At 32.4% G+C, this 21,976-nt stretch carries 17 protein-coding genes and 1 other RNA gene; 11 read left to right on the top strand and 7 right to left on the bottom strand.

Going from position 1 to position 21,976, the window contains the following annotated elements; all coding sequences use genetic code 11:
* Nucleotides 1–14: 14 nt before the first annotated feature.
* Nucleotides 15–269 carry a hypothetical protein gene (locus IWX80_RS09350; protein ID WP_196853296.1) on the bottom strand — a complete coding sequence of 85 codons (255 nt, stop codon included), beginning with the start codon at nucleotides 267–269 and terminating at the stop codon, nucleotides 15–17.
* A 165-nt stretch (nucleotides 270–434) separates the two neighbouring features.
* Here IWX80_RS09350 and fumC point away from each other — a divergent pair, with 165 nt between their 5' ends.
* Nucleotides 435–1,832 (top strand): class II fumarate hydratase, encoded by a 1,398-nt coding sequence (gene fumC, locus IWX80_RS09345; RefSeq protein WP_196853195.1) that lies wholly within the window; start codon nucleotides 435–437, stop codon nucleotides 1,830–1,832.
* A 182-nt stretch (nucleotides 1,833–2,014) separates the two neighbouring features.
* On the opposite strand, the gene IWX80_RS09340 is transcribed toward fumC, so the two are convergent.
* On the bottom strand, nucleotides 2,015–3,019 hold the full coding sequence (locus IWX80_RS09340) for an LLM class flavin-dependent oxidoreductase (RefSeq protein WP_196853194.1): 1,005 nt from the start codon (nucleotides 3,017–3,019) through the stop codon (nucleotides 2,015–2,017).
* A gap of 171 nt (nucleotides 3,020–3,190) precedes the next feature.
* Nucleotides 3,191–4,393 carry an NAD(P)-dependent oxidoreductase gene (locus IWX80_RS09335; protein ID WP_196853193.1) on the bottom strand — a complete coding sequence of 401 codons (1,203 nt, stop codon included), beginning with the start codon at nucleotides 4,391–4,393 and terminating at the stop codon, nucleotides 3,191–3,193.
* Between the two features lie 249 nt (nucleotides 4,394–4,642).
* Here IWX80_RS09335 and IWX80_RS09330 point away from each other — a divergent pair, with 249 nt between their 5' ends.
* Both IWX80_RS09330 and ssrA read left to right on the top strand, forming a co-directional pair.
* Entirely contained in the window at nucleotides 4,643–5,842 is a 1,200-nt protein-coding gene (locus IWX80_RS09330) for a serine hydrolase domain-containing protein (RefSeq protein WP_196853192.1), read from the top strand.
* A gap of 107 nt (nucleotides 5,843–5,949) precedes the next feature.
* Nucleotides 5,950–6,346: a transfer-messenger RNA gene (gene ssrA, locus IWX80_RS09325) on the top strand.
* A 201-nt stretch (nucleotides 6,347–6,547) separates the two neighbouring features.
* Here ssrA and IWX80_RS09320 read toward each other — a convergent pair.
* A complete protein-coding gene (locus IWX80_RS09320) occupies nucleotides 6,548–6,709 on the bottom strand; it encodes a hypothetical protein (RefSeq protein ID WP_196853191.1) in 162 nt (53 codons plus the stop codon).
* A gap of 295 nt (nucleotides 6,710–7,004) precedes the next feature.
* Between IWX80_RS09320 and IWX80_RS09315 the strand changes: the two genes are divergently transcribed.
* The 7 genes from IWX80_RS09315 (at nucleotide 7,005) to IWX80_RS09285 (ending at nucleotide 18,164) form a co-directional block, all read left to right on the top strand.
* A complete protein-coding gene (locus tag IWX80_RS09315) occupies nucleotides 7,005–8,600 on the top strand; it encodes a DUF6119 family protein (RefSeq protein ID WP_196853190.1) in 1,596 nt (531 codons plus the stop codon).
* 202 nt (nucleotides 8,601–8,802) lie between these two features.
* Nucleotides 8,803–9,618: a glycosyltransferase family 32 protein gene (locus tag IWX80_RS09310; RefSeq protein ID WP_196853189.1), complete on the top strand. Its 816-nt coding sequence runs from the start codon at nucleotides 8,803–8,805 to the stop codon at nucleotides 9,616–9,618.
* 9 nt (nucleotides 9,619–9,627) lie between these two features.
* Complete coding sequence (locus tag IWX80_RS09305) at nucleotides 9,628–11,757, top strand: family 16 glycosylhydrolase (protein ID WP_196853188.1); 2,130 nt, start codon at nucleotides 9,628–9,630, stop codon at nucleotides 11,755–11,757.
* Nucleotides 11,758–12,084: 327 nt separating this feature from the next.
* Nucleotides 12,085–13,455, top strand: coding sequence for a hypothetical protein (locus IWX80_RS09300; RefSeq protein ID WP_196853187.1), 1,371 nt, complete (start codon nucleotides 12,085–12,087; stop codon nucleotides 13,453–13,455).
* Nucleotides 13,428–14,105, top strand: a complete 678-nt coding sequence (locus IWX80_RS09295; protein WP_196853186.1) for a chromosome partition protein MukE — start codon at nucleotides 13,428–13,430, stop codon at nucleotides 14,103–14,105. Before IWX80_RS09300 ends, IWX80_RS09295 begins: the two co-directional genes overlap by 28 nt.
* A complete protein-coding gene (locus tag IWX80_RS09290) occupies nucleotides 14,102–17,281 on the top strand; it encodes a hypothetical protein (protein WP_196853185.1) in 3,180 nt (1,059 codons plus the stop codon). Before IWX80_RS09295 ends, IWX80_RS09290 begins: the two co-directional genes overlap by 4 nt.
* Complete coding sequence (locus IWX80_RS09285; RefSeq protein ID WP_196853184.1) at nucleotides 17,250–18,164, top strand: hypothetical protein; 915 nt, start codon at nucleotides 17,250–17,252, stop codon at nucleotides 18,162–18,164. The genes IWX80_RS09290 and IWX80_RS09285 overlap by 32 nt, the downstream gene beginning before the upstream one ends.
* Nucleotides 18,165–18,429: 265 nt before the next feature.
* Here the strand turns inward: IWX80_RS09285 and IWX80_RS09280 are convergent, their stop codons facing one another.
* The 3 genes from IWX80_RS09280 to IWX80_RS09270 form a co-directional block, all read right to left on the bottom strand.
* The gene (locus IWX80_RS09280; protein WP_196853183.1) at nucleotides 18,430–19,242 is read right to left on the bottom strand and encodes an endonuclease domain-containing protein; all 813 of its coding nucleotides are present in this window, start codon (nucleotides 19,240–19,242) and stop codon (nucleotides 18,430–18,432) included.
* Between the two features lie 260 nt (nucleotides 19,243–19,502).
* Nucleotides 19,503–19,814, bottom strand: coding sequence for a helix-turn-helix domain-containing protein (locus IWX80_RS09275; RefSeq protein ID WP_196853182.1), 312 nt, complete (start codon nucleotides 19,812–19,814; stop codon nucleotides 19,503–19,505).
* 6 nt (nucleotides 19,815–19,820) lie between these two features.
* Entirely contained in the window at nucleotides 19,821–20,159 is a 339-nt protein-coding gene (locus IWX80_RS09270) for a type II toxin-antitoxin system RelE/ParE family toxin (protein WP_196853181.1), read from the bottom strand.
* A 1,003-nt stretch (nucleotides 20,160–21,162) separates the two neighbouring features.
* On the opposite strand from IWX80_RS09270, the gene IWX80_RS09265 reads away from it, so the two are divergent.
* Nucleotides 21,163–21,960, top strand: coding sequence for a sulfite exporter TauE/SafE family protein (locus IWX80_RS09265; RefSeq protein WP_196853180.1), 798 nt, complete (start codon nucleotides 21,163–21,165; stop codon nucleotides 21,958–21,960).
* The last annotated feature ends 16 nt before the right edge of the window (nucleotides 21,961–21,976 follow it).

Raw genomic sequence — 21,976 nt, 5'->3', positions numbered from 1 at the left:
ATTTAACAAAAAGATTAAACTGATTGTTCTTGCTTCTTTTTTGCTCTTTTCTCCTTGTATGCTTCCCAACTTGCTCCACCTACCCAATAGGATACGAAACCAACTAGAAAAAACATCAACCAAAATCCTATAGTAAGAATGGTTAAGAAAAGTAAAAAGCCTAAGTACTGTGAAAATTCAAACATGTTTTCCGGAATTTTGAATGTAGCCACAAATGTAAGTTTAATTCCTTTTCGTACCAATAAAAAACCATAAAAACTATCAATCAATTTTTATAAAAAAGGAATTATCCGTATTTTTGAACTCAGAATTTGGAGCTATTTCCCGCTGTACACTCCAATCTTTTCTTTTTGAAAATAAAAAGAAAAGGATTTCCGTTCCCATCAGGGCTAAAAACGTAATAAACAATATAATTATTTCTAAATAACAACAAAATGAAATTCAGAATAGAAAAAGACACCATGGGTGAAGTGCAGGTTCCAGCTGAAAAATATTGGGGCGCACAAACAGAACGTTCAAGAAATAACTTCAAAATAGGTCCATCAGCATCGATGCCAAAAGAAATCATTGAAGGTTTTGCTTATCTTAAAAAAGCAGCGGCTTACGCCAATTGTGATTTAGGAGTTTTACCAGTCGAAAAACGCGACGCTATTGCTGCAGTTTGTGATGAAATCCTTGCGGGAAAATTAGATAATGAATTCCCATTGGTGATTTGGCAAACTGGTTCAGGTACACAAAGTAACATGAATGTAAATGAAGTAGTTGCTAATCGTGCGCAAGTTCTTAAAGGATTCAACATTGGCGAAGGCGAACAATTCATTAAAGCAAATGATGATGTGAATAAATCGCAATCTTCAAACGATACTTTCCCAACAGGAATGCACATTGCAGCCTATAAAGCAGTTGTAGAAGTTACTATTCCCGGAGTTGAAAAACTAAGAGATACACTACATGACAAAGCAGTTGAATTCAACAATGTGGTCAAAATAGGTCGTACGCACTTAATGGATGCTACTCCACTGACATTAGGTCAGGAAATTTCAGGATATGTAGCGCAATTAAACTACGGTTTAAAAGCGGTTAAAAATACATTGGCACACTTATCAGAAGTGGCTTTAGGTGGAACAGCGGTAGGAACTGGATTAAACACACCAGAAGGATATGATGTAAAAGTAGCGGAATATATCGCTGAATTTACTGGACATCCATTTGTAACTGCCGAAAATAAATTTGAAGCACTAGCAGCACATGATGCTATCGTAGAAACACACGGTGCATTAAAACAGCTGGCAGTTTCATTGAATAAAATTGCCAATGATGTACGTATGTTAGCTTCTGGACCACGTTCCGGAATTGGAGAAATCCTCATTCCTGAAAATGAGCCTGGATCTTCTATCATGCCTGGAAAAGTAAACCCAACACAATGTGAAGCATTGACTATGGTTTGCGCACAAGTTATGGGGAATGACGTAGCAATCTCCGTTGGAGGAATGCAAGGTCATTATGAATTGAATGTTTTCAAACCATTGATGGCTGCAAATTTCTTACAATCAGCGAGATTACTTGGAGATGCTTGTATGTCTTTTGACGAACATTGCGCTCAAGGTATCGAACCTAACTACAAACGAATCAAAGAATTGGTTGACAATTCATTAATGTTGGTTACGGCTTTGAATACTAAAATAGGATACTACAAATCAGCTGAAATTGCTCAAACTGCACATAAAAACGGAACAACTTTAAAAGATGAAGCGGTTCGTTTAGGATATGTAACTCCAGAAGATTTTGATGCTTGGGTTAAACCCGAAGATATGGTGGGAAGCTTGAAATAATTAATTATCAATGATGAATTATTAATTATAAGTATAAACCAAAAAACCCTGCAACTTACATTGCAGGGTTTTTAATTTATTTTAAATAATTGAGCTTCTTAAATGAACTTATATGACTTATATGGATTAAATGTATCAAAATACTAAGTTAATTTTAGTTAAAAAAAACATCCGAAATTCTACTACTTATTAATATCATCCATGACTTCCTTCATTATTCGAATGCTATTCAATTTGTCTTCATGATTAAAAATTGGGCTGGTAATCATCACTTCATCGATACGGGTATATTCGATAAATTGCTTCAATTCTGTTTCTAATTTCTTTTTACTTCCTACAAATGAACAAGCAGTCATTTGATTGACATGAAAATGTTCTTCTTCACTCATAATTCCATCTAACGAATCAACTGGCGGCTGCAATGGCTTTCTGTCATTCCGAATCAAATTCAGAAACATTTGAGTCAAACTAGTTGCTAATTTTTCAGCTTCTTCATCTGTTTCGGCAGCTATTGCGTTTACACATGCCATCGTTTTGGGTTGGTCTAAAAATTCCGAAGGTTCAAAATTATCTCTATAAAACTCAAATGCCTGATGCATTTGTTTTGGTGCAAAATGTCCTGCAAAAGCATATGGTAATCCATTGGTAGCAGCCAAAGCAGCACTATCCATACTGGAACCTAAAATCCATATGGGAACTTTAATTCCTTCCGCAGGGAAAGCACGCACTTTTGCAGTAGCATTATCCTCGGAGAAAAATTGCTGTAGTGAGGCAACATTTTGAGGAAAGCGTTGCGATTGTTCAAAGAAATCTTTCCGAATCGCTTGTGCAGTTAAGCCATCCGTTCCTGGCGCTCTTCCTAATCCTAAATCAATCCGGTTGGGATATAAAGTCTCAAGGGTTCCAAATTGTTCCGCAATTATAAGTGGAGCATGATTGGGTAACATGATTCCGCCTGAACCTACGCGGATATTCTTGGTTTCACTGGCAATATAACCAATCAAAACAACTGTTGCCGTACTGGCTACATGCGCCATATTATGATGTTCGGCTAGCCAAAATCTGTTGTATCCTAAACTGTCAGCTAATTGCGCTAAAGCTTTTGTTTTTTGTAATGTTTCGCTTGCATTACTATTTTCGGTGATTATTGCTAATTCTAATATGGAAATTGGAATATTTTTTGTCATTATAAATTTCTGATTTTAAACAAAATTAATCATTTACAATCGAGCCAAAAATTGTGCGGTGTTAATTGATTTATAATATTTCAAAAGCAAAACAGATTTTCAGTCACTAATTTGAATAAAAAAACCTGCAACATTACATTACAGGTTTAAAAAATCATTTAAAAACAGGGCTTATTTCCCATCAACATAATCCTGTAAATAACTAAATCTTGGTGTGAGTTTTCCTTTTTCAGTAATCTTAGCTCTTTGTAAAATTCCGTCTTTATCATTATTGAAAAACGCAGGAATTACATGTTCCAACACCATTTCTCCAAATCCTTCACTGGCATCTTTGGGCAATTCACAAGGTAAATTGTCTACTGCCATGACCACAATTGCAGCAGGATGAAAAACTTCAACTTCTTTATTTTCGTTTGGAAAATATCCGTACAAAGGTTCTGCAATAGTCGATGATCTAAGCGTGCAGGCAATTGGACCGTTAACATCGCAGGAAACATCAGCCACAACTTTGATTTTACAATCTTTGGACTGAAGCATTTCACGGGTCAAAATTACCGGAGCTTCATTGGCATGAAAATGACCTGAAATATAAATATCAGATACTTTAGTAAATCTTTCGAAATCAGAAATATATTCATTCGGATTCTGATAAAAATCAGTGAAATCTAAAACCTGTCCATCTCTTCGTTTATTGTAATCTAAGACGTCAATTTGAGTATAAACAGGTTGCGTATAGTTTTTAGTCAAATAATTCTCTACTGATACTTCCTTAATTTTTATGGCATCAAGAATCTCTTTGACTCCATTCCCTACTTTTCCGGTTCCTGTAATTACAAATTTCAAAGGAGGTAATACGACTCTTTTTAAATGTGTAATCAAGGCTTCTTTACCCGAAAGTGTTTCTGCCTTTGGTAATTTAAACAATTCGTATTTGATACCAAAAGCGCGAATGCTATTATAAGCGCCTACAATTCCGGCATAACGCCCAAAACCTATTAGCCTGCGATTATTTTCGTCAACTATGGTTTCATAATCATACAAATCGATGTTTTTTTCTAATATTGCCTGTAATAATTTTCGATTGTACGGCTGTTTTTTGATGGTATGCGAAAAAAAGAAATATGATTTATTAGGTATCAAATTTTCTACCGGTACTTCCTTTACTCCAAACAAAATATCACAATCACTGACATCATCCGTCAATTCGATTCCGAGATTTTCATATTGCGAATCATTAAAAACCCTAATATCAGAACGCTCTACTTTCACAGTTACATTTTGATGTTGCTGTTTAAACCTTATTAGTTCATCTGGTGAAAAAACAACTCTACGATCTGGCGGATTTTTTCTTTCTTTTATGATTCCAAATTTCATATATTTTGTATGCTTTGATTTGTTTTTATATAACTTTATAACACGTATTTGTTACAAATATAACATTTTAAACTAAATTGAATTTATTTTTCAATAAAAATACACAGACTGAAAACGACTACCCACTGATGTACAAAATGATAACAAAAATGGGATTACAGCCTACTGATAAAATAGTGTTAAGGTTTAGAAAAAACACCCTTTGAAAAGACATTGATTCTATATATTTGCCTTTCTAGCACTACAGAAATGAATTTTATAAAAAAAACAAATATACTACATATATTCCTCCTCTTTTTAATTTTGGGTTCTTGCGCAAAAGAGAAAAAGAAAGTTGAGTTAAGCGATGACAAACTCCCAAAGAGTACATTGCCTAAGATGAAGCCGTTAACAAAACCAGAGCCTAAACTTACGGCAGAATATATCAATTCTAAAAAACAAGAAATAGACTCTTTTTACAAAAAGAATTGGCCTAATAAAAGTGCAAACGGAAGTTTTCTAGTTGCTAAAAACGGCCAAATTATTTATGAAAAATACGAAGGCTACTCTAATTTTAGAGATAAAACATTAATTACAAAAAATACGCCTTTGCATATTGCATCAGTAAGCAAGGTTATTACCGCAACCGCTATTTTGAAACTTGTAAATGCAAAAAGAATAGAACTGGATCAAAAGGTAAATACAATCCTGAAAGAGTTTCCTTATCCGGAGGTTACTATAAGAACATTACTGAATCATAGAAGCGGTATGCGTCATTATGCTTATTTTACAGATCGTGACAAAAGCATTTGGGACAGACACAACATCCTTACCAATCAAGATATTCTGACCATTATGGCAACAAAAGATATTGGATTAGAATTTAAAACCGATACTCGTTTTAGTTATTGTAATACCAATTATGCCATGTTGGCATTAGTAATTGAAAAAATCACTAAACTTCCCTATAAAGAAGCCATGAAACAAATTATTTTCAAACCGCTTGGCATGAAAAATACGTATGTTTTTGACTATGAAAGAGATAAAGACACTGCTGTTACTTCCTATAAAGGAAATAAAGTTGAGATAGGAAAAGATTATCTGGATGCAGTTTATGGAGATAAAAACATTTATTCGACACCGAGGGACTTATTGAAATTTGACAGAGCCAGAAACAATTCCGCTTTTTTAACGCCTGAATTACAAAGTCAGGTTTATAAAGGCTACAGCAATGAACGTAAAGGGACAAAAAATTACGGTCTTGGAATTCGAATGGTCAACTGGGAAACAGGACAGAATTTTTATTTCCATAACGGCTGGTGGCACGGTAATACCTCATCCTACATTACATTGCGAAAAGAAGGTGTAACCATTATAGCGCTATCTAATAAATTTACCCGAAAAACGTATGACGTACGCAAATTGGCTGTATTATTTGGTGACTATCCTTTCCGATTAAAAGACGAATAAAAAAAGGTACGATTTTTGAAATACTCATATCAATACAACAATAGTAGTTCAGATAAAAAGTGTACATTTGCAAACTCAAAATTCTGGTTTGGATTTTGAAATAAAAAGGGGTCGACTGGTTTTGACAGCAAGTCGAATTGATAAGTAAGCACGTCGAGCATTGAGACCTTGCTCGTAAATATAAGATCTTACAATTTTACACGGCGAAAATAACTACGCTTTAGCTGCATAATCCGAATTATAGTACGATTAAGCCACGTTCCTATCAGATAGGAAAGCTGGATTCTCCTTGAAAGCCTTGGTTTGTGGCGTTCAGTTCAGGGGAACCGTAAAAATAAACCTAGATTTCCATGAGCTTCGGGTGGATTTCAAAATTAAGAAGATAAGTAGCGTGTGGCTGTTTCTGGCCTAGCACACTATCGAAAACTCAATCAGGAAATAAACGCGTAGAAAGCTTTTTAGTTGCTTGTTTGGACCCGAGTTCGATTCTCGGCGACTCCACAAAAGGAAGGTGTCGAACACCTTCCTTTTTTAATTTTTAAAACACTTAAAATCAAATACTTATCTATTTAATAATTCCAAAATCGAGACAAATTCCTTAAATATACTAAAAAAAGAAAAAGGAATCCGTTGGGAATCGAACACCTTAAAATACTAACAATCAATACTTAATATATTAAAAAACAAGTGTTCGATCGAAATTTTTCAATCCCGTCCACTATCCTTATTTTTTTCATATAATTCTTCAAGTGTCTTTCCCACAATAACTCGGACAAACCAATCAACTATAGCAGCACGTTTTTCCTTTGCTTTACACTTTTTTTTACTTCCATCACTTTTTTGAGACTTATTAGATTTTGGTTTCATGGAAAGACTATTAAATCAAATTGCAAAAAACTTTTGTCTAAGTTCACAATTCAATTTAAATTGATCGTTAAAGAATAATTATTTTTAGATTAATAATTATTTGATTAAAATAATACCTAAATTTTTATCTGTAAACAGGTATTTATACGTACTGATTTATATTACTTAATTGATATTTTTGAAAGCATTCAATTAAATTTTAAGAATTATGGTTTTCCGTAAAAAAGCTATGAATTAAATATTAACATTTGCTTTATTGTTTATTAAGAGCAATTAAAATAATCAAAATTCAATTATGGCCAAAAGTAGAGGTTTCTCAATTTATTTATTAAAGAATACATTTTCACCTGAAAATGCACTTAAGGATGACCATAATCTTGAACTACTATTAGAGGAAGGTACAAATCTTCCTCTTAATTCAATAATGTACATAACTGATAGTCCTGGGAATGCACCTTGGTGGAAAAATTATTGGGGAATAAATAAAAACTTATTTCAAGTTCAGAAAGGAAGTCTTGTTTTTCTACCAGTTGATAATAGTTGGGTAGCCTTGACGTTTGGTATGACATACCATCAACTAAAAGATAATTGTTATGAATATGACTTTGGATTAAGAACGACATTAAATTCACTAGATCCTGAAAAAATTAAATCTACTGATATATTACAGCCGGAGAATGCAAAAAGACAAAGAGTACAAAGTCCTACAGCTTCGAACTTAAACTTTTTTGATATAAGGCATGATGAAACTATTATAAAGAAATTGACAGGTGCAGTTAAATCTGAATACAGTGATTTATTTAGGAATGCGACTGGATCTAGTAGTCTACGAATTTCTTCAAATCTACAGCCAAACGAGATTACGGATCTATGCAGGGAAATTATTGATATCTATAATAAAACGGACTATGTTCAATCTTTTCCAGATATTCAAAATATAGTTCCTGTTAGAGATCCTGATAAAGTAAATGAACTTAATCAAAACTTACTTATAGCTTTTAAAACTGCACCTGTAGATTTGGTATTATCTATTCCTGAGATCATAGATTATTCGGCATCTTTTAAAATTAAATTCAACGGTGCAGGTAGAAGTAATTCCGAATATAATGATGTCTACATCGGTGCTTATAGGGCATACCTTGAAGAACGTGACATAACAGAAGTTATTGATATTAATATTTTTAACAAACATCATATGTCTATTGTCGATGAAAATGGCACTCTAATTAGGCAATATACTATCTACAAAAGTTTTCTATATGATTGTGAAATAAATGAGCTTACTTATCATTTATGTGAAGGTGAGTGGTATCAAATAGATAAAGATTATATTAAAAGATTGGAAAATGCACTTAACCCCCATTTTTTAGATGCACACTCGCTTTTACATCAATGTGATTCCAAAAGAGAAGATGAGTATAATATATCGGTAAAAGATGCTAATACAAATGTTATATGTTTGGATAAAAAAAACATTTCACTTGCCGGACAAACTCAGATAGAACCATGCGATTTAATTACTTTGTTAGAAGATAAAGTCAACCTTATACATATAAAAATTTCAACTCGTTCTTCAAGTCTTAGTCATTTATTTAATCAGGGAGTAAATTCGATTGAATTACTTAGAATGGAAGAGACATCAAGAGAAAAATTAAAAGCGCTCGTTAACAACCACAATTTTGATTCTTTAATAGATAACGGCGATTTTAGCGTTACTTATGGGATAATCACTAAAAAAGATTCCATTGGAAAATCTCGAAAACTACCTATATTTTCTCGTATTAGTTTGTTAAGAGCGGTCAACTCATTAAAACTAATGAATATTCCATGTACAATCTACTTTATTTACGATAATGTAAATAGAAAAGACAATAATAAAGATGATGATTAAATATCGCCTTCGATTAGATTAATATCATTAGAATTCTTTACAGCAGAAACTTTATAATATATTACTATTTCATAATCGTAAAATAAAATTTTACATAGCTTACTTGATAGGCCAATTTAAAATATAAACATAGTTTAGAAAAAATCATTATTTTAGATTATAAATAGATACGCAAAATTCACTAATTCACCAACAAGTTAAAATGCATAGCGAAAATCATAAATTAATTGCAGAAGACGATTTAAAAAGATCTGAATTCATCCATAATTTTTTTAGCGTGAAAAATCAAATGATTTTAACTTCAGAAATAAAAATCCCAAAAGTAATTATTCAATATTGGCATAATCTTGATGAAATACCACAAGATGTTGCTAATTGTATTCAAAGTTGGAAAATTCTCAAAGAAAAGGGTTTTGAGTTTAAACTTTTTGATGATTCAAGCGCTAAAAAATTTATATTGGAAAATTTTGAAACTCAATATCTAGAAGCATATTTAAAATGTCATCATCCTGCTATGAGATGTGATTATTTTCGATTGTGCTATTTGCAAATTTACGGCGGATTTTATGTTGATTGCGACGAGATATATTCTAATCAAGAAATTGATTCTTTATACCTTGATAATAACCTTAAAATCCAACCTCTTTGTTATAGTTTGCAAAAAGATCAAATGATTGACATAAAAGACTATTTCACGAAACCTTTTGATGAATCTAATATCTACTATTTTAATAACAACCCTATACTTGCTCCTCCTAATCACAATTTGATACACATGGCATTAAAAAGAAGTACCGAAAGGCTTATTAATGATACGGACATCTTTGACATCCAATCAGCCACAGGTCCAGGAAATCTAAGTGCTTCAACAACTTATTATCTTCTGGAGAATCAAAGTGAAATAACTATTATTAAAGATTGGGACAGCATATCTGTTACCCCTTGGCCATTAAGCTATAGAAATGATGATAGAAACTGGAGACTTTACAATGCCAAAAACAAAAAATGTTTCAATTAACTAACGCTTATGAACATAATAACCGGGAACAAAAATTACCTCTTCTTAAGATTTAAAATAAAACAGGTATTAAGAATTATCAGAAAAAAAGTTATACTAACCGCTTTTGGTAAAGCCAATAATCAAATCAATAAAATTTTCATTATTAATTTAGATAGACAAACTGAAAGATGGGAATTAATTAAAAAGGAACTTAAAAATATTCCCACGAATGTGAACATAAATCTTTCGAATTTTTCTGAAAGATTTTCAGCAATCGACGCAAAAATAAAATTATTAAACAATACTAAAATTAATAGTACTTACAAATTACAAGATCAATACTTTGTAGACCCTGATCCTAGATTACTAAAAATAATTAGAGAAAAAGAAATAAATATTGAACTAACCAACCAAGAAACAGCAGTTGCATTATCACATATTTCTGTTTGGGAAAAAATAATACTAAAAGATGTATCTAATGCACTTATTTTAGAAGATGATGTGTATTTTGAAAATAAGTTTTCAAAAACACTAAATTTATTATGGGAAGAAATTGAATCATCATCATTAGATTTCGATATAATATTTCTTTCATACAAAAAAGTTGAACATAACCCAGACATAAAAAAAGTATCAAAAAATTTATCTGTACCTAAAAGAGGGATTTGGTGGTTTTCCGGTTACATTTTATCCAATAATGGAGCTAAAAAATTATTAAGTAAATTACCTGTAATTGGCCCAATAGATCTTTGGATTAATCATGAGTTTGCTAACTTAAATGTATATCTTTCCAATGAGTCAATTATAAACCAAAAACTTTTCGTCCAATCTGATAATAATTATTCGATTCTACCAATTCTTTCTCAAATTGGAATAAAATCCAATGAGACTTTTATTCTATTAGATAAATTAAAAGGTAAAAATCCAGTTTTTGTCTTCGACCTAAGCGAAAATTGTGATACAACTTTATCAAAAATTAATACACTCTTAAGTTTAAACAGTTATAGAGCTTATAAAAATGTTTCCGAAAGAGATTCTTTACATGTAAAAGAAAGTATAAAGCAAAAACAAACTTTATTGTTTGATGCCTATCTTGGATTTAATTTAATCATTGATAATTTATCAGACCTGATAAATTTTTATCCAAGCGGAATAATTATTATAATAGAAGAGGTTCATGATAAATCTTTGCAATCGGTATTATCGAATGAAATAAGTACTAATTTGCATTTTATAAATTCAAATAGCAAAAAAGTTTTCAAGCAAGTTTCTAAATTATTACAAATCAAATATTGGGAGTTTAATGACATTAAATTAAATCAAGTAAAAATAGATAAAAATATCAATTCCGAAAAAATTCAAATAATTAATAAATTCAAATATTTAGAACATGATGTAAATCCTTGGATAATTCCAATTCAAAATATTGAAAAATATATACCTTATAATCATACTGAATTTGAAATTCTCTCTTTAGCAAAACCCATTGATGGCATTTCAGATTCATTTAATAAAATGGATTTAAATTATTGGAAGTTGCTAGACGACACTTTCCCTTCAAATCTAGCACATTTTACAAAAAGAAATTTTAGGTTAAATAATTCGGGCTTTGAAATTACCATAACTAATGACAAATTAGAAGGAAAACAATATTCATCTTCAGCAATAGTGACAAAGCTACCACATATTTATGGTAGTTTTGAAATTTCAATGAAACCAATTAAAGGAGATGGAATTATTTCGGCATTTTTCCTCCATAGAAATGATCCTTGGCAAGAAATTGATATAGAATTTTTAGGAAATGATACAACGAAGATTTTACTAAATGTTTATTATAATCCTGGATTTGAGAATACAAATTACAATTATGGAGTTAGAGGAACGCCAATTTTAATAGATTTAGATTTTGATGCTTCTGAAGACTTTCATCTATATAGAATTGAGTGGGAATATCATGAAATAAGATGGTATGTTGACAATAAAATAATACATTCTAGAAGGACTTGGATGCCAACCCCCATACCTGATCTCCCTTTAAACGTATATGTAAATGCATGGATTACAAATTCTGAAGCTTTAGCTGGAAAATTTAATAATATCCTCTTACCTGCAATTCTACACGTTAAACTTATTGAATTTTATAAATTTGAGTATTAAAATACTAATTGCATATAACTGTCTATATTTACAAAAGTAGTTTTACTGATAAGATATACTTCATAAGTCATTCTATGCTTTTAAGAGAGCAAAATTAACATACTATGTAACAAGCTGATAACGCCAATACTTGTATGCATCGCAACAAATTTATAGGGCAACATTATTAATTTACAGAATACTTTGCATCAGCAATATGGAGATTATAAATATAAATAATTGATATAATCTGAAAAGTCCATAAACTGATACTTGGAAACCTATTTCTATATATATTTGATTAACCTAAAATAATAAAAACTTCATTACTTTCAATATTTATTCGCAATGAACCAGAACCTTCAAAATGTTTTTCAATCTTACGAAGCATTGCTTCCTTCCAGGGAATATGGGATGGTTATATTTTTATTAAATCAAAAAATCAAAGATCGGGAAATCGACGAGCAATTTACATATGGAGACTTCAAGCAGACAATCAAAGAGCTTGCGGAATTTGCTCCATGGGCACTACCCCATACTGAAGCAGTGCTGAAAAACCTCCTAAATAATTTTATTGAGAGACCGCCGGAACAGAAATACATTTACAAACTGACCGAATACGCAATGAAGTTTATCGCGATGGTCGATCAAAAACTTAACAATCCCTATCGAAAATTTCCACTGCGTGAAAGTTTTGAGAAATATACAAATTTCCACGCAAGTGAAATACAGGTGATAAGCCAATTTGAAAGCTGGTTCCAACAAGGATTTAACAACACCACAAAGCAAAATATTATTGATCACCTTGAAGCACTCAAAGACGATGTTAACCAGTCTATTAAAGAGCTTAACAAACTTCTCTACCAAGAAAATGTTGATATACTGGAAACCATCTCCAGATTTACCGAAATTTTCAAGAGCCTAAATGAAAAGATAGAAGAAATAAGGGATACATTACGCCTTGGCAATAATCTGGAAAGGGAAATCCACAACGTGGTAAGCTATTTTTATGATCTTTCTGATAATTTCGTCAATTCTGAACCTCAAGAAAAGGCTGCTTACCAGCAATCGACCCAAGATTATACCAAATCCGTTAATATACATAAGGATGTGCGGAATTTTTTTATGGTCATTGATTCCAAGATTGGACAATTAAGGGAAAAAATCGTTTTTGCGAGCAATAAGCTGAATGATTTGCAACATAACTTTCGTTATCAAAGTAATTATAAGGTGAACATTAAACGCTTTATGGAATTTGTCCTTACTGAGAGCAGCTACACCAAAGAGGGTCCCAAGCTACCAAATGCATTTCCCGTCAAGGCCATACCCATGGAATCTTTTAAGTATACATTAGTACCATATCTAGAAACATTCTTCCCTGTAAAGAAAATGGTCCAGTACACAACACTCGACCCAAATTATCAGCATTTGGAAAAGGAAAAAATAGAAAAGGAAATTTCGCGACAGCAAAGAATCTCAAAGCTAGTAAGTCATTATAAGGACTTGCTTCATAGAGAAAAGGAGATAGATTTTACCGAACATTTTCACCTTATACTGGAGCGCGATCAGGATATAGAGATTGCACTAAACGTAAGCTACGAATTGTTAATCTTTGCGCATCATTCTTCTGATTATAAAATAATAATTGACAGAACCTTACTGAGAGAATCAGCTAATAACAACATACATTCATGGCAGACGAACATCATTCAAAAATAGATTTCTCCTTTTTGTCAGAGGAAGCTGTGCAAAACCATTTTGCTGATCTTAATATCGAATTATTAAAAGGAGCCCACATCCAAAAAGATGCATTCTACCTTTTTAGCCTATTGCAAGATAAAGAACGTGACCTGCAGCATTACTATATTTCCCTCTATGGACTCGAATTAACACGCGGTGCTAATGGCAATGAAACATACTATTATCTTGATTTCACAGAGCAAGGCAAAGGCAAGCTGTCAAAACAAGAAAGATACAGGGAGCTTTCGACATTAAATATTGTGATGGGAATTTTGCTACTTAAAATGTACTACGATAAATATTTTGATTTCCAAAAAATTATACATTGGACTGACATTGAGCAACAAATTAACGACTCAGAGAATAGTACTAACTTGAAATCAATGTTTTTTGAAGAGCAACGCGAGTTCTACTCTGAAGCAGAATGGCTGCAGGTAAAAAAGCGTATAGGAAACTGTTTAAAGGAATTCGAGGTCCTCGGATGGATAACCCGAATTCCATCTCAAAGTCAGGAAACGTTATCTTTCAGTATTAAGGAAAGCATACACCGCTTTGCGAAACTTTATGAAAATGAGCTAGTGCATTTCGACGAATTTGTTAATGCTTATCAAAAACAGTCAGGAAAATGAGTTATCCAAAAATATATTCTCTATCAACCGTTGGAATAGTAAAACATTACAACCAGGACTACCTCTTTCATCCCGAGAGAACAGACTTTACAGGTAACAACGGTGTCGGCAAATCCATTCTTGCAGATTTAATACAATTGATATTCATATCAGATGACAGCCTAATTGAATTTGGGACAGACAGTATGGATAAAGACGGACGGAGTGCGTACACGCTTCCAAAAGGAACAAGTGAGGCATATGCCTTTATGAATATCGAAATTGAAATGGGCGCATTTGTAACCATTGGCGTTTGCATCCCAAATAAGAAAAGTAAAAGACTTAAACCTTTTGTGATCTTAAAGGACCTTGATATGGAAAAGCATATTGATGAATTGTCATTTCCGGCATCACAACTTCCCAACCACAAAACATTTATCCATGAAGGAGAATTTCTGGGTCTTCAACAACTTGCGCGACATTTTAGAGATCGTCATTCTCTATGCTTGCAATATTTTGTGCATGCAGAAGACAAAAGTAGCTACTACGCTTTTTTATTTAAAAAGGAAATACTTTCGATAAACCTGAGCATTAAAAGTAACCTCAAATCCTTCGCAAAGATTATACAGTCTTTTTCGAGAGCAAAGTCACTAAACATAAAAAATTCACAGAATCTCAAGGATTTTCTATTTGAAGAATCCGAGAAAGATTATCAGGAAACGTTTGCCATTCATAAGACCGAGCTGGAAAAACAACTTTTTGACTACAGAAGCCTTGATACAGAAATTGCCCTGCTTGAATCCAAACAACAATCCCTTCTGACCATCAAGGAAATGGAAAGCTGTGCGAATTCCTCGCACCTCGCTTACTTGGGCTTCAAACTTCGTTTCGAAGAATTAAGCATCTTAGCCCTTCAGACGAAATATGATGACGGCCAAAAAATCCTTTTGGATTATAAGGATGAATATCAGAATTTTGAAAATCGTGCGCCCCGTCTGGCAAAAGTATTGCAGCAAATGCAAGAAGATTTTAAGGCGCTGAAATTAATGGCTGAAAGGCGAGGGAAATTTTTGGAGTATCAGCAGGAGATAGACACGCTGAAAAATGAACATCAACAGCTTTCCGACTGCAAAGCGCCTAAGATTGGTCATATTGAGAAAAATGATGTCAAAATCGAGGAATTCCATACACAGGAAATCATAAAAAGGATAGAGAAGTTTAAGGGGGTGTTTGAGAGATACAATTCACTTTCGGCAATGACCAATAAGGTCACCGATCAGAAAAAAGTTATTAATGATCATCGAATTGATCTTGAAAACTTGATCAAAAGAAATAACGAAGTTCTTGCCCTTATTAATTTTAATAAAAAAGATACTTTATTTTCAAAGGTACTTGAGCAAAACCAGCCACTTTCAAAAATACAGGAAGCGACGCTTTTTGAATTGATGTCGACCTCATGGGGAAAACCGAAAGATCCAAAAAAACAGCCTACATACACTGAGAATCTTGACATTCTTGACGAGCAAAACATCAGTATAGATGGAAGCGTTGAAGGCTATTGGCTGAAGCTTGGCCACCTGAGAAGATTCATTCCTAAATTAGAACAGCCTCAGCTGTTTACGGATACAGAAAAATTAGCAGAGGCTTTTGCCAAAAGACAGACTGAAATCGAATCGATAATTAAAGGATATAACGGACAACTAGCAGAATTGGATAAATTTGAAAAAGGATTAGCATATGATCCTACCATTATTCTAGTGAAATATCACTTTGATCCCCATTTAAAAGATTTTTCTGCATACCAGCATTTTGAAAAAACTGCCCAATTGATTAATGATTTAAGTAAACGCTTTGAAAAAATAGAAACCGAAAAACAACTGCTTATTACAAAACAAGGCGCTATCGAATTTCCATGCAGAATCTTTCCAGGCAAAGATTCTGCATATTACGAAAAGGCTAGTGAACAAAAAAGGGAAAGTATTACGCAATGTACTATGCTGATAGCAAAAGAACTGGACAGGTTAATCTCGCTCAAAAATGAATTGATACCTGTGAAAAAATCGATCAATGAAACCGACTTTAAAAATCTTGAAATTATTAGTGAAAGATATAACCAGACATTGTCAGATTTCCGAAAGCTTTATACTGAAGACGAGCTTAGCGCTACTGAAGATCTATCGCTTTCTGGAGAAGATCGGACAGAACATCTGGCTGAGGAGTTTCATAAAGCTAAACAGGATTACATCAGCGAATACAAAGTAATTATTTCAAAATTCGAGGAAACAACTGACGGCAGTATGGAAATAAAAGAGCAGATTCGAGATGGTAAGTTCAGCTTCCATGTTCTGGAGATAGCATTATTAGGCCCGAAGATCAGGTATACAGACAACATTGCTGAAAATGTGCGTGAGCTGAATCGCGTGAGGCTAGGAATTGTCGACGCAATCTTTGAAACGATGCTAAAAATATTTGTTCAGACTAAGGATAAGTATGAACTTTACAGAGCAACTGTACGCGATTTAAATACATTTTTCAAAGGCACGAAAATTAGCAAGAAGCATTACTTTCAGATTCACTTTGTACAGCAGAAAGAATTCTCTATTGATTGGATCTACCAGTTACAGAATCACAGCACTGCCGCTTACAAAGCTGGTGAATTTGCATTTTCCGACATTTCTGTAGAACATTTTGTAGAAAACTTCTTTAAATCTGCAACGGGTTACCAGCGTAAGATTAACTTCGGCGAATTACTGGATCCGAAGACATATTTTAGCTTGGAAGCGAAACTTGAAAATGAAAGCGGAGATAAGGAAACTCCAGGAAGTACTGGTGAGACGTATGCCGCTGTAGTCTTACTTGGTATAGGAAGATTATCGAAAGTACAGATCGAATCGCGCAAGGGTATTAAATTTATTATTTTAGAGGAAACAGCAAATCTTGATGCTACTAATTTTAGCACATTTCCTGAACTCGCAAAAGAACACGGATATCAGATTATTACCATGACACCTAAACCTTACGGCTCTGATGCAGAAGGCGGCTGGATATTACACCACCTGATTCCCGGACTGGAAGATACCGATATCAACTTCCCGGTTTCAAATAGTTATTTTAAAACAAATACTGAATCAATTCCACTGAATCAGTATCTTATCCCCCCACACCATGAATTGGACAGTACTGAAATCCCTGAATGAAATTTATCAGATTGGAATGACAAAGAAAAAGACTTCACTTCTTGAGGATCCAGAAATCCGCCACCTTCTAAAAAACACAAAGGAACTAGGAGAATACAGGAATGACCTCGTTAAGATGGATGGCTTTGATGTTCTTTATGAAAATAAATTTCTGGCTGATTATAAAAAATATTTGGATTTTTTGGAGTCGACTCAATTACTAAAACCTCAAACTCGGTTTCATGAAAATGACATCAAGATACTTATGGATCTCAACGAGCGGATGGAAAATGGTGAACTGGAAGCAATAAGGGATCAGATAATTACCAATGAAGAAACAGTACGCGGGGTTTCACAGATGTTTTTCAGGGATGAAAAGTACATGGAAGGCAAATCTTCGCTTATCGATGCCTTCAAAAAAATTTTGCAAATCGAGTCGCTGGCAAACGACAAAGATCAGCAGTATCTATATGTCCTCAGGTGTAAAACCCCTGAAAGGATCGTGTTGTGTGAAAATCTGGATTTTCTTAAAAGACCGACAGCACCTAGGGCTAACAATATTGAATTGTGGTATGCAGGTGGTAAAAATATTGCGAAGCTCGACTTTATTAATACCCACGAATTGCCAATTTACTATTCAGCGGATTGGGACTACGACGGATTGAAAATATATGAGGCTGTAAGAAATAAAATACCTGAAATCACTTTATTGATACCAAACGGCTCACCAAGAGGGATTGCATTGACGAATCACAGAAGTTTATGGCAGGATATTCCATTTTCAGGATTGGATAGAAATTTATTTGTAAGTAAAGCTCAGGATTTACTCAGCTCCTTGATTACCTATGACCAATGGATCATAGAAGAATCCAATGATCTTTTAGGAATGTTGGGTCTGAAATAATCTGAGTCGTCAAATTACCTTTGAATAAGTATATTCTTCAATTCAACTATTAGGCGATTTTTTATAGCTTTAAGCACTATCTACATATCCAATATAACTTCAGGTAAGACGATTTAAATAGGCAGGATTTATAAATACAATAATCTTTATGCGTCAAGATTATTTTCTAACGAAATACAAATACCTTGCCCTACATATCTTAATTTTTTATAAGAACAGAGAACAATTACTTGGAGACTAAAAATGAATTACCATTGACATACTCCTATAATTTTTCGTTACAATTATATATGACCTCAATAAGATCATACAGGTCACTGCTGACTTTAACAGGATCTCGGTAAATTTCAGAACCTGAAAATCTTACTACATCATATCCTTTGGATTTCAAAAGTCTATCTCTTTTCCTGTCTCTTTCAAATGATTCTTTAGAACTATGGTACTGATAACCATCACATTCTACAATTAACTTAATTTTCTCATTCCCTGGACACCATATTAAAATATCTGCCCTTATGCTTTTTCCATCAATCTTATAATTCGGAAATCCTGCCTGAAGCGACAAATGGTAGGAATTCCATATAAAATTATCTACAACCAGCTTATGATATTCAAAGATTTCATAATCACCCTTTTTATATCTTCCTGAGTCAATTTTTCCTTGGATAAATTGTTCAAAATTAATCATTTCAGCATCTCCAGTATCTTTCTTATATCGCTCAATCACACGAAGTATGTCCTGATGATTATTTCTAAAGTTTGATATGGCGTCCTCTACGTTTTCAAGCGGAGGAATTACTTGCAGCTCTGTATTTCTGTTTTTAAGAAATAGCAATGTTAGTGAATTGATGAAAATTCTTTCAATAGGGGATTCACAGTGTTCAAATACAATATCAGTATTAACACGAGCATAATTGTCGATATATCTCTCGTAGAATGACGAGAAATTATATGGATTCTCAGGATCATTCTCTTGTTTTTTTTGTTCGTCAATAGACCTTCTTATAAAATCATTAAAAAGTGGTTGAAATAATTCTCTCGATTCCAGCCTTTTCCTTAAATCAGCAATATCATTCATTATTTTTTACATACAATTAAACTATTTCACGTTGGATTGAAATAGTTTTGTTAATCAAAAAAATTAAATCGTAATCAATAAAGTTATTGAGTTACTCCTAACACGATTCTTTTATAATAAAAGGCTCCATATAAGAAATTAATTTAAAAATAAGACTGTTATGATATTATCAAAATAAAGTACAGATACTTTGAAGCTATAAAAAAACCAAGATATCGATACAACAGAGCCCTTCACCTGAATACTCCACATTTGGCAAATTATTGGATTACAACTTTCTGATTTAGCAATTCAACATTAAAGTTGATTTTTGCATTTAAAGCTTTAAATACTTTAATAATTGTATCAAATCTTGCATCAGTTAAACTGTTTTCAATTTTTGAAATTTGAGCTTTTTTTACACCAACTAATTCTCCCAATTGTTCTTGAGTCAAATTTCTTTCTTTGCGAATTTGTTTGATAGTTTGTCCTATTAGTTCAAGCTTTAATTCATTTTCAAAAGCATCTCTATTTTGAGTGCCTTTTTTTCCAACGAATCTATCAGTTACTTCGTCTAAATTATATGTTTTCATAATGATTTACTTTTTTTCGTTAAAATATTTAATTCTCAAAGATTCTGCACGTTCGATTTCTACTTTTGGAGTTTTGTCAGTCTTTTTTATAATTCCATGTGTTGAAATAATAATTGTATCTTGCTTGTCAGATTTGTCCCAAAATGCAAATAATCGAAAATATTGTTTATTATATAAGGTTCTGAATTCCCAAATTTCGTTATCAAGCTTTTTGAAGAGTTCGTTATCATTTACGCTTCTTGATTTCCAAATATTGTAAAGTATTTTTTCTTTTGATTTTTCATCTAAACTTTCCAAAAACTCAATAACAGGTTCTAGAAATTCAACTTTGAATTTATAATCCATTCTATGTTTCCTCTAATTTTTATGTAAAGATAAAAGTTTCCTTATTAAGAAACAAATTTTATTTGAAGTTTTGTTTCCCAATGCTTAACGCATAACGTCACCAATAAATAAAATATTATTTCTCTTTATTACAAATTCTAATTTTCTTTTAAAATTTATATTGAACTGATATCGTTAAATTCTTTAATTATCTAAAAAATGGTTCGAAAATTATCCTAAGATAGTCACATTACAGAGAAATTTAATTATAAGATTTTGTATAATATTTTAGTAAGCTAGCTGTAAAATGTTCGACTGTGAATAAGAGTTCGACAGTCGAACTCTAACGTCACCTTTAACTATAACTTTTTACCTTTAAAAAAATTAGAATTATTAAAAAAAGTTAAAAATACTTAGTTAAACATTTTAACCTTAAAAAATAATCATTAAAAAAAATTATTTAAAGTATTTAAAAACAATCAGTTATATCATAATTTTAAACTGTCAAAAAAAGTTAATATAGGAATAAGCTGTTCGATTGTAGTCTCGGCGACTCCACAAAAAATCCGAAAATCAATGATTTTCGGATTTTTTTATGAGTAAATCTCATAAAAATAAAAGTCTTACAAACCTTTTTACTGCTATTGCCATATTGTAAGGAATCTATTTTCTATTTCAAACATCATTAAATCGGATAAAATCGATTGATTAAAATCATCAATCTTAATTTACCACTCCAAAAAATCTTCTGCTGTTAAACTCCCAAGCTCGGAATTGGAAGTAAACTAATTTCTCAAATACCAAAAAAAACTTTTATTTTAGCGTACTTTTATAAGTACAATCTTAAAAATTTAAGATTAATGACTTAAGATGTCATACTTCACGAGAAATTAAATGAGGTAAAAAAAGATTATAAATTATACTGAAACCCAATTGAAATTTTCAAAAAAATATTCGCTGTGTGATAAATGTTACTGTAGCTGAAATTTAAACTGACAATATTTGCAGTATAAAATTTATAATTATGGAATATATAGGTTATTTTGCGTCAATCCTCATTGGCGTAGCATTAGGACTGATAGGTGGAGGTGGTTCCATTCTTACGGTGCCCGTCTTAGTTTATTTATTTGCTGTTGAACCTGTACTAGCAACGGCATACTCGTTGTTTATTGTAGGTTTAACTAGTGCAGTAGGAACTGTTGGCTATTTCAAAAAAGGGTTAGTAAATATAAAAACTGCCATTGTTTTTGGTATTCCTTCCATCATTGCCGTATTTACCACTCGAGCTTATATTGTTCCCGCAATACCTAAAGAAATATTTTCTACAGGAAGTTTCACACTGACGAAAGACCTTTTTTTAATGTTACTTTTTGCAGTAATAATGGTTATTGCATCCTATACGATGATTAAAAAAGACAAAAAAAATACCATTGAAGAAACTGGCGAACAAAAATTCAATTATCCATTGATACTTATTGAAGGTGCAATTGTTGGAATAATCACCGGACTTGTAGGAGCTGGCGGTGGATTTTTGATAATCCCTGCATTAGTTATTCTTAGCAAATTACCTATGAAGGAAGCTGTGGGGACGTCGCTTGTAATTATTGCCGCCAAATCATTAATCGGCTTTTTTGGAGAAGGTGGAGAAAGTATAATCGACTGGAAATTTCTATTTATCATTTCAGCATTCGCAATTATTGGAATTTTTATAGGTACAGCCATATCCAAAAAAATTGATGGTAACAAACTAAAACCTGCTTTTGGTTGGTTTGTTTTAGTGATGGGAATATATATCATAACCAAAGAACTGTTTCTGAAATAAACTTCTGCAACTGTCA

This window comes from Flavobacterium sp. CAN_S2, from assembly GCF_015752255.1.
Taxonomy (GTDB): Bacteria; Bacteroidota; Bacteroidia; order Flavobacteriales; family Flavobacteriaceae; genus Flavobacterium.
Note: the sequence above shows the minus strand (reverse complement) of the source record. Positions and strands in the feature narration are given on the sequence as shown.

Excerpts from the sequence above, each read along its gene's own strand:
- fumC (WP_196853195.1), top strand. The coding sequence starts at position 435 with ATGAAATTCAGAATAGAAAAAGACACCATGGGTGAAGTGCAGGTTCCA.
- IWX80_RS09340 (WP_196853194.1), bottom strand. The coding sequence starts at position 3,019 with ATGACAAAAAATATTCCAATTTCCATATTAGAATTAGCAATAATCACC.
- IWX80_RS09335 (WP_196853193.1), bottom strand. The coding sequence starts at position 4,393 with ATGAAATTTGGAATCATAAAAGAAAGAAAAAATCCGCCAGATCGTAGA.
- IWX80_RS09330 (WP_196853192.1), top strand. The coding sequence starts at position 4,643 with ATGAATTTTATAAAAAAAACAAATATACTACATATATTCCTCCTCTTT.
- IWX80_RS09320 (WP_196853191.1), bottom strand. The coding sequence starts at position 6,709 with ATGAAACCAAAATCTAATAAGTCTCAAAAAAGTGATGGAAGTAAAAAA.
- IWX80_RS09315 (WP_196853190.1), top strand. The coding sequence starts at position 7,005 with ATGGCCAAAAGTAGAGGTTTCTCAATTTATTTATTAAAGAATACATTT.
- IWX80_RS09310 (WP_196853189.1), top strand. The coding sequence starts at position 8,803 with ATGCATAGCGAAAATCATAAATTAATTGCAGAAGACGATTTAAAAAGA.
- IWX80_RS09305 (WP_196853188.1), top strand. The coding sequence starts at position 9,628 with ATGAACATAATAACCGGGAACAAAAATTACCTCTTCTTAAGATTTAAA.
- IWX80_RS09300 (WP_196853187.1), top strand. The coding sequence starts at position 12,085 with ATGAACCAGAACCTTCAAAATGTTTTTCAATCTTACGAAGCATTGCTT.
- IWX80_RS09295 (WP_196853186.1), top strand. The coding sequence starts at position 13,428 with ATGGCAGACGAACATCATTCAAAAATAGATTTCTCCTTTTTGTCAGAG.
- IWX80_RS09290 (WP_196853185.1), top strand. The coding sequence starts at position 14,102 with ATGAGTTATCCAAAAATATATTCTCTATCAACCGTTGGAATAGTAAAA.
- IWX80_RS09285 (WP_196853184.1), top strand. The coding sequence starts at position 17,250 with ATGAATTGGACAGTACTGAAATCCCTGAATGAAATTTATCAGATTGGA.
- IWX80_RS09280 (WP_196853183.1), bottom strand. The coding sequence starts at position 19,242 with ATGAATGATATTGCTGATTTAAGGAAAAGGCTGGAATCGAGAGAATTA.
- IWX80_RS09275 (WP_196853182.1), bottom strand. The coding sequence starts at position 19,814 with ATGAAAACATATAATTTAGACGAAGTAACTGATAGATTCGTTGGAAAA.
- IWX80_RS09270 (WP_196853181.1), bottom strand. The coding sequence starts at position 20,159 with ATGGATTATAAATTCAAAGTTGAATTTCTAGAACCTGTTATTGAGTTT.
- IWX80_RS09265 (WP_196853180.1), top strand. The coding sequence starts at position 21,163 with ATGGAATATATAGGTTATTTTGCGTCAATCCTCATTGGCGTAGCATTA.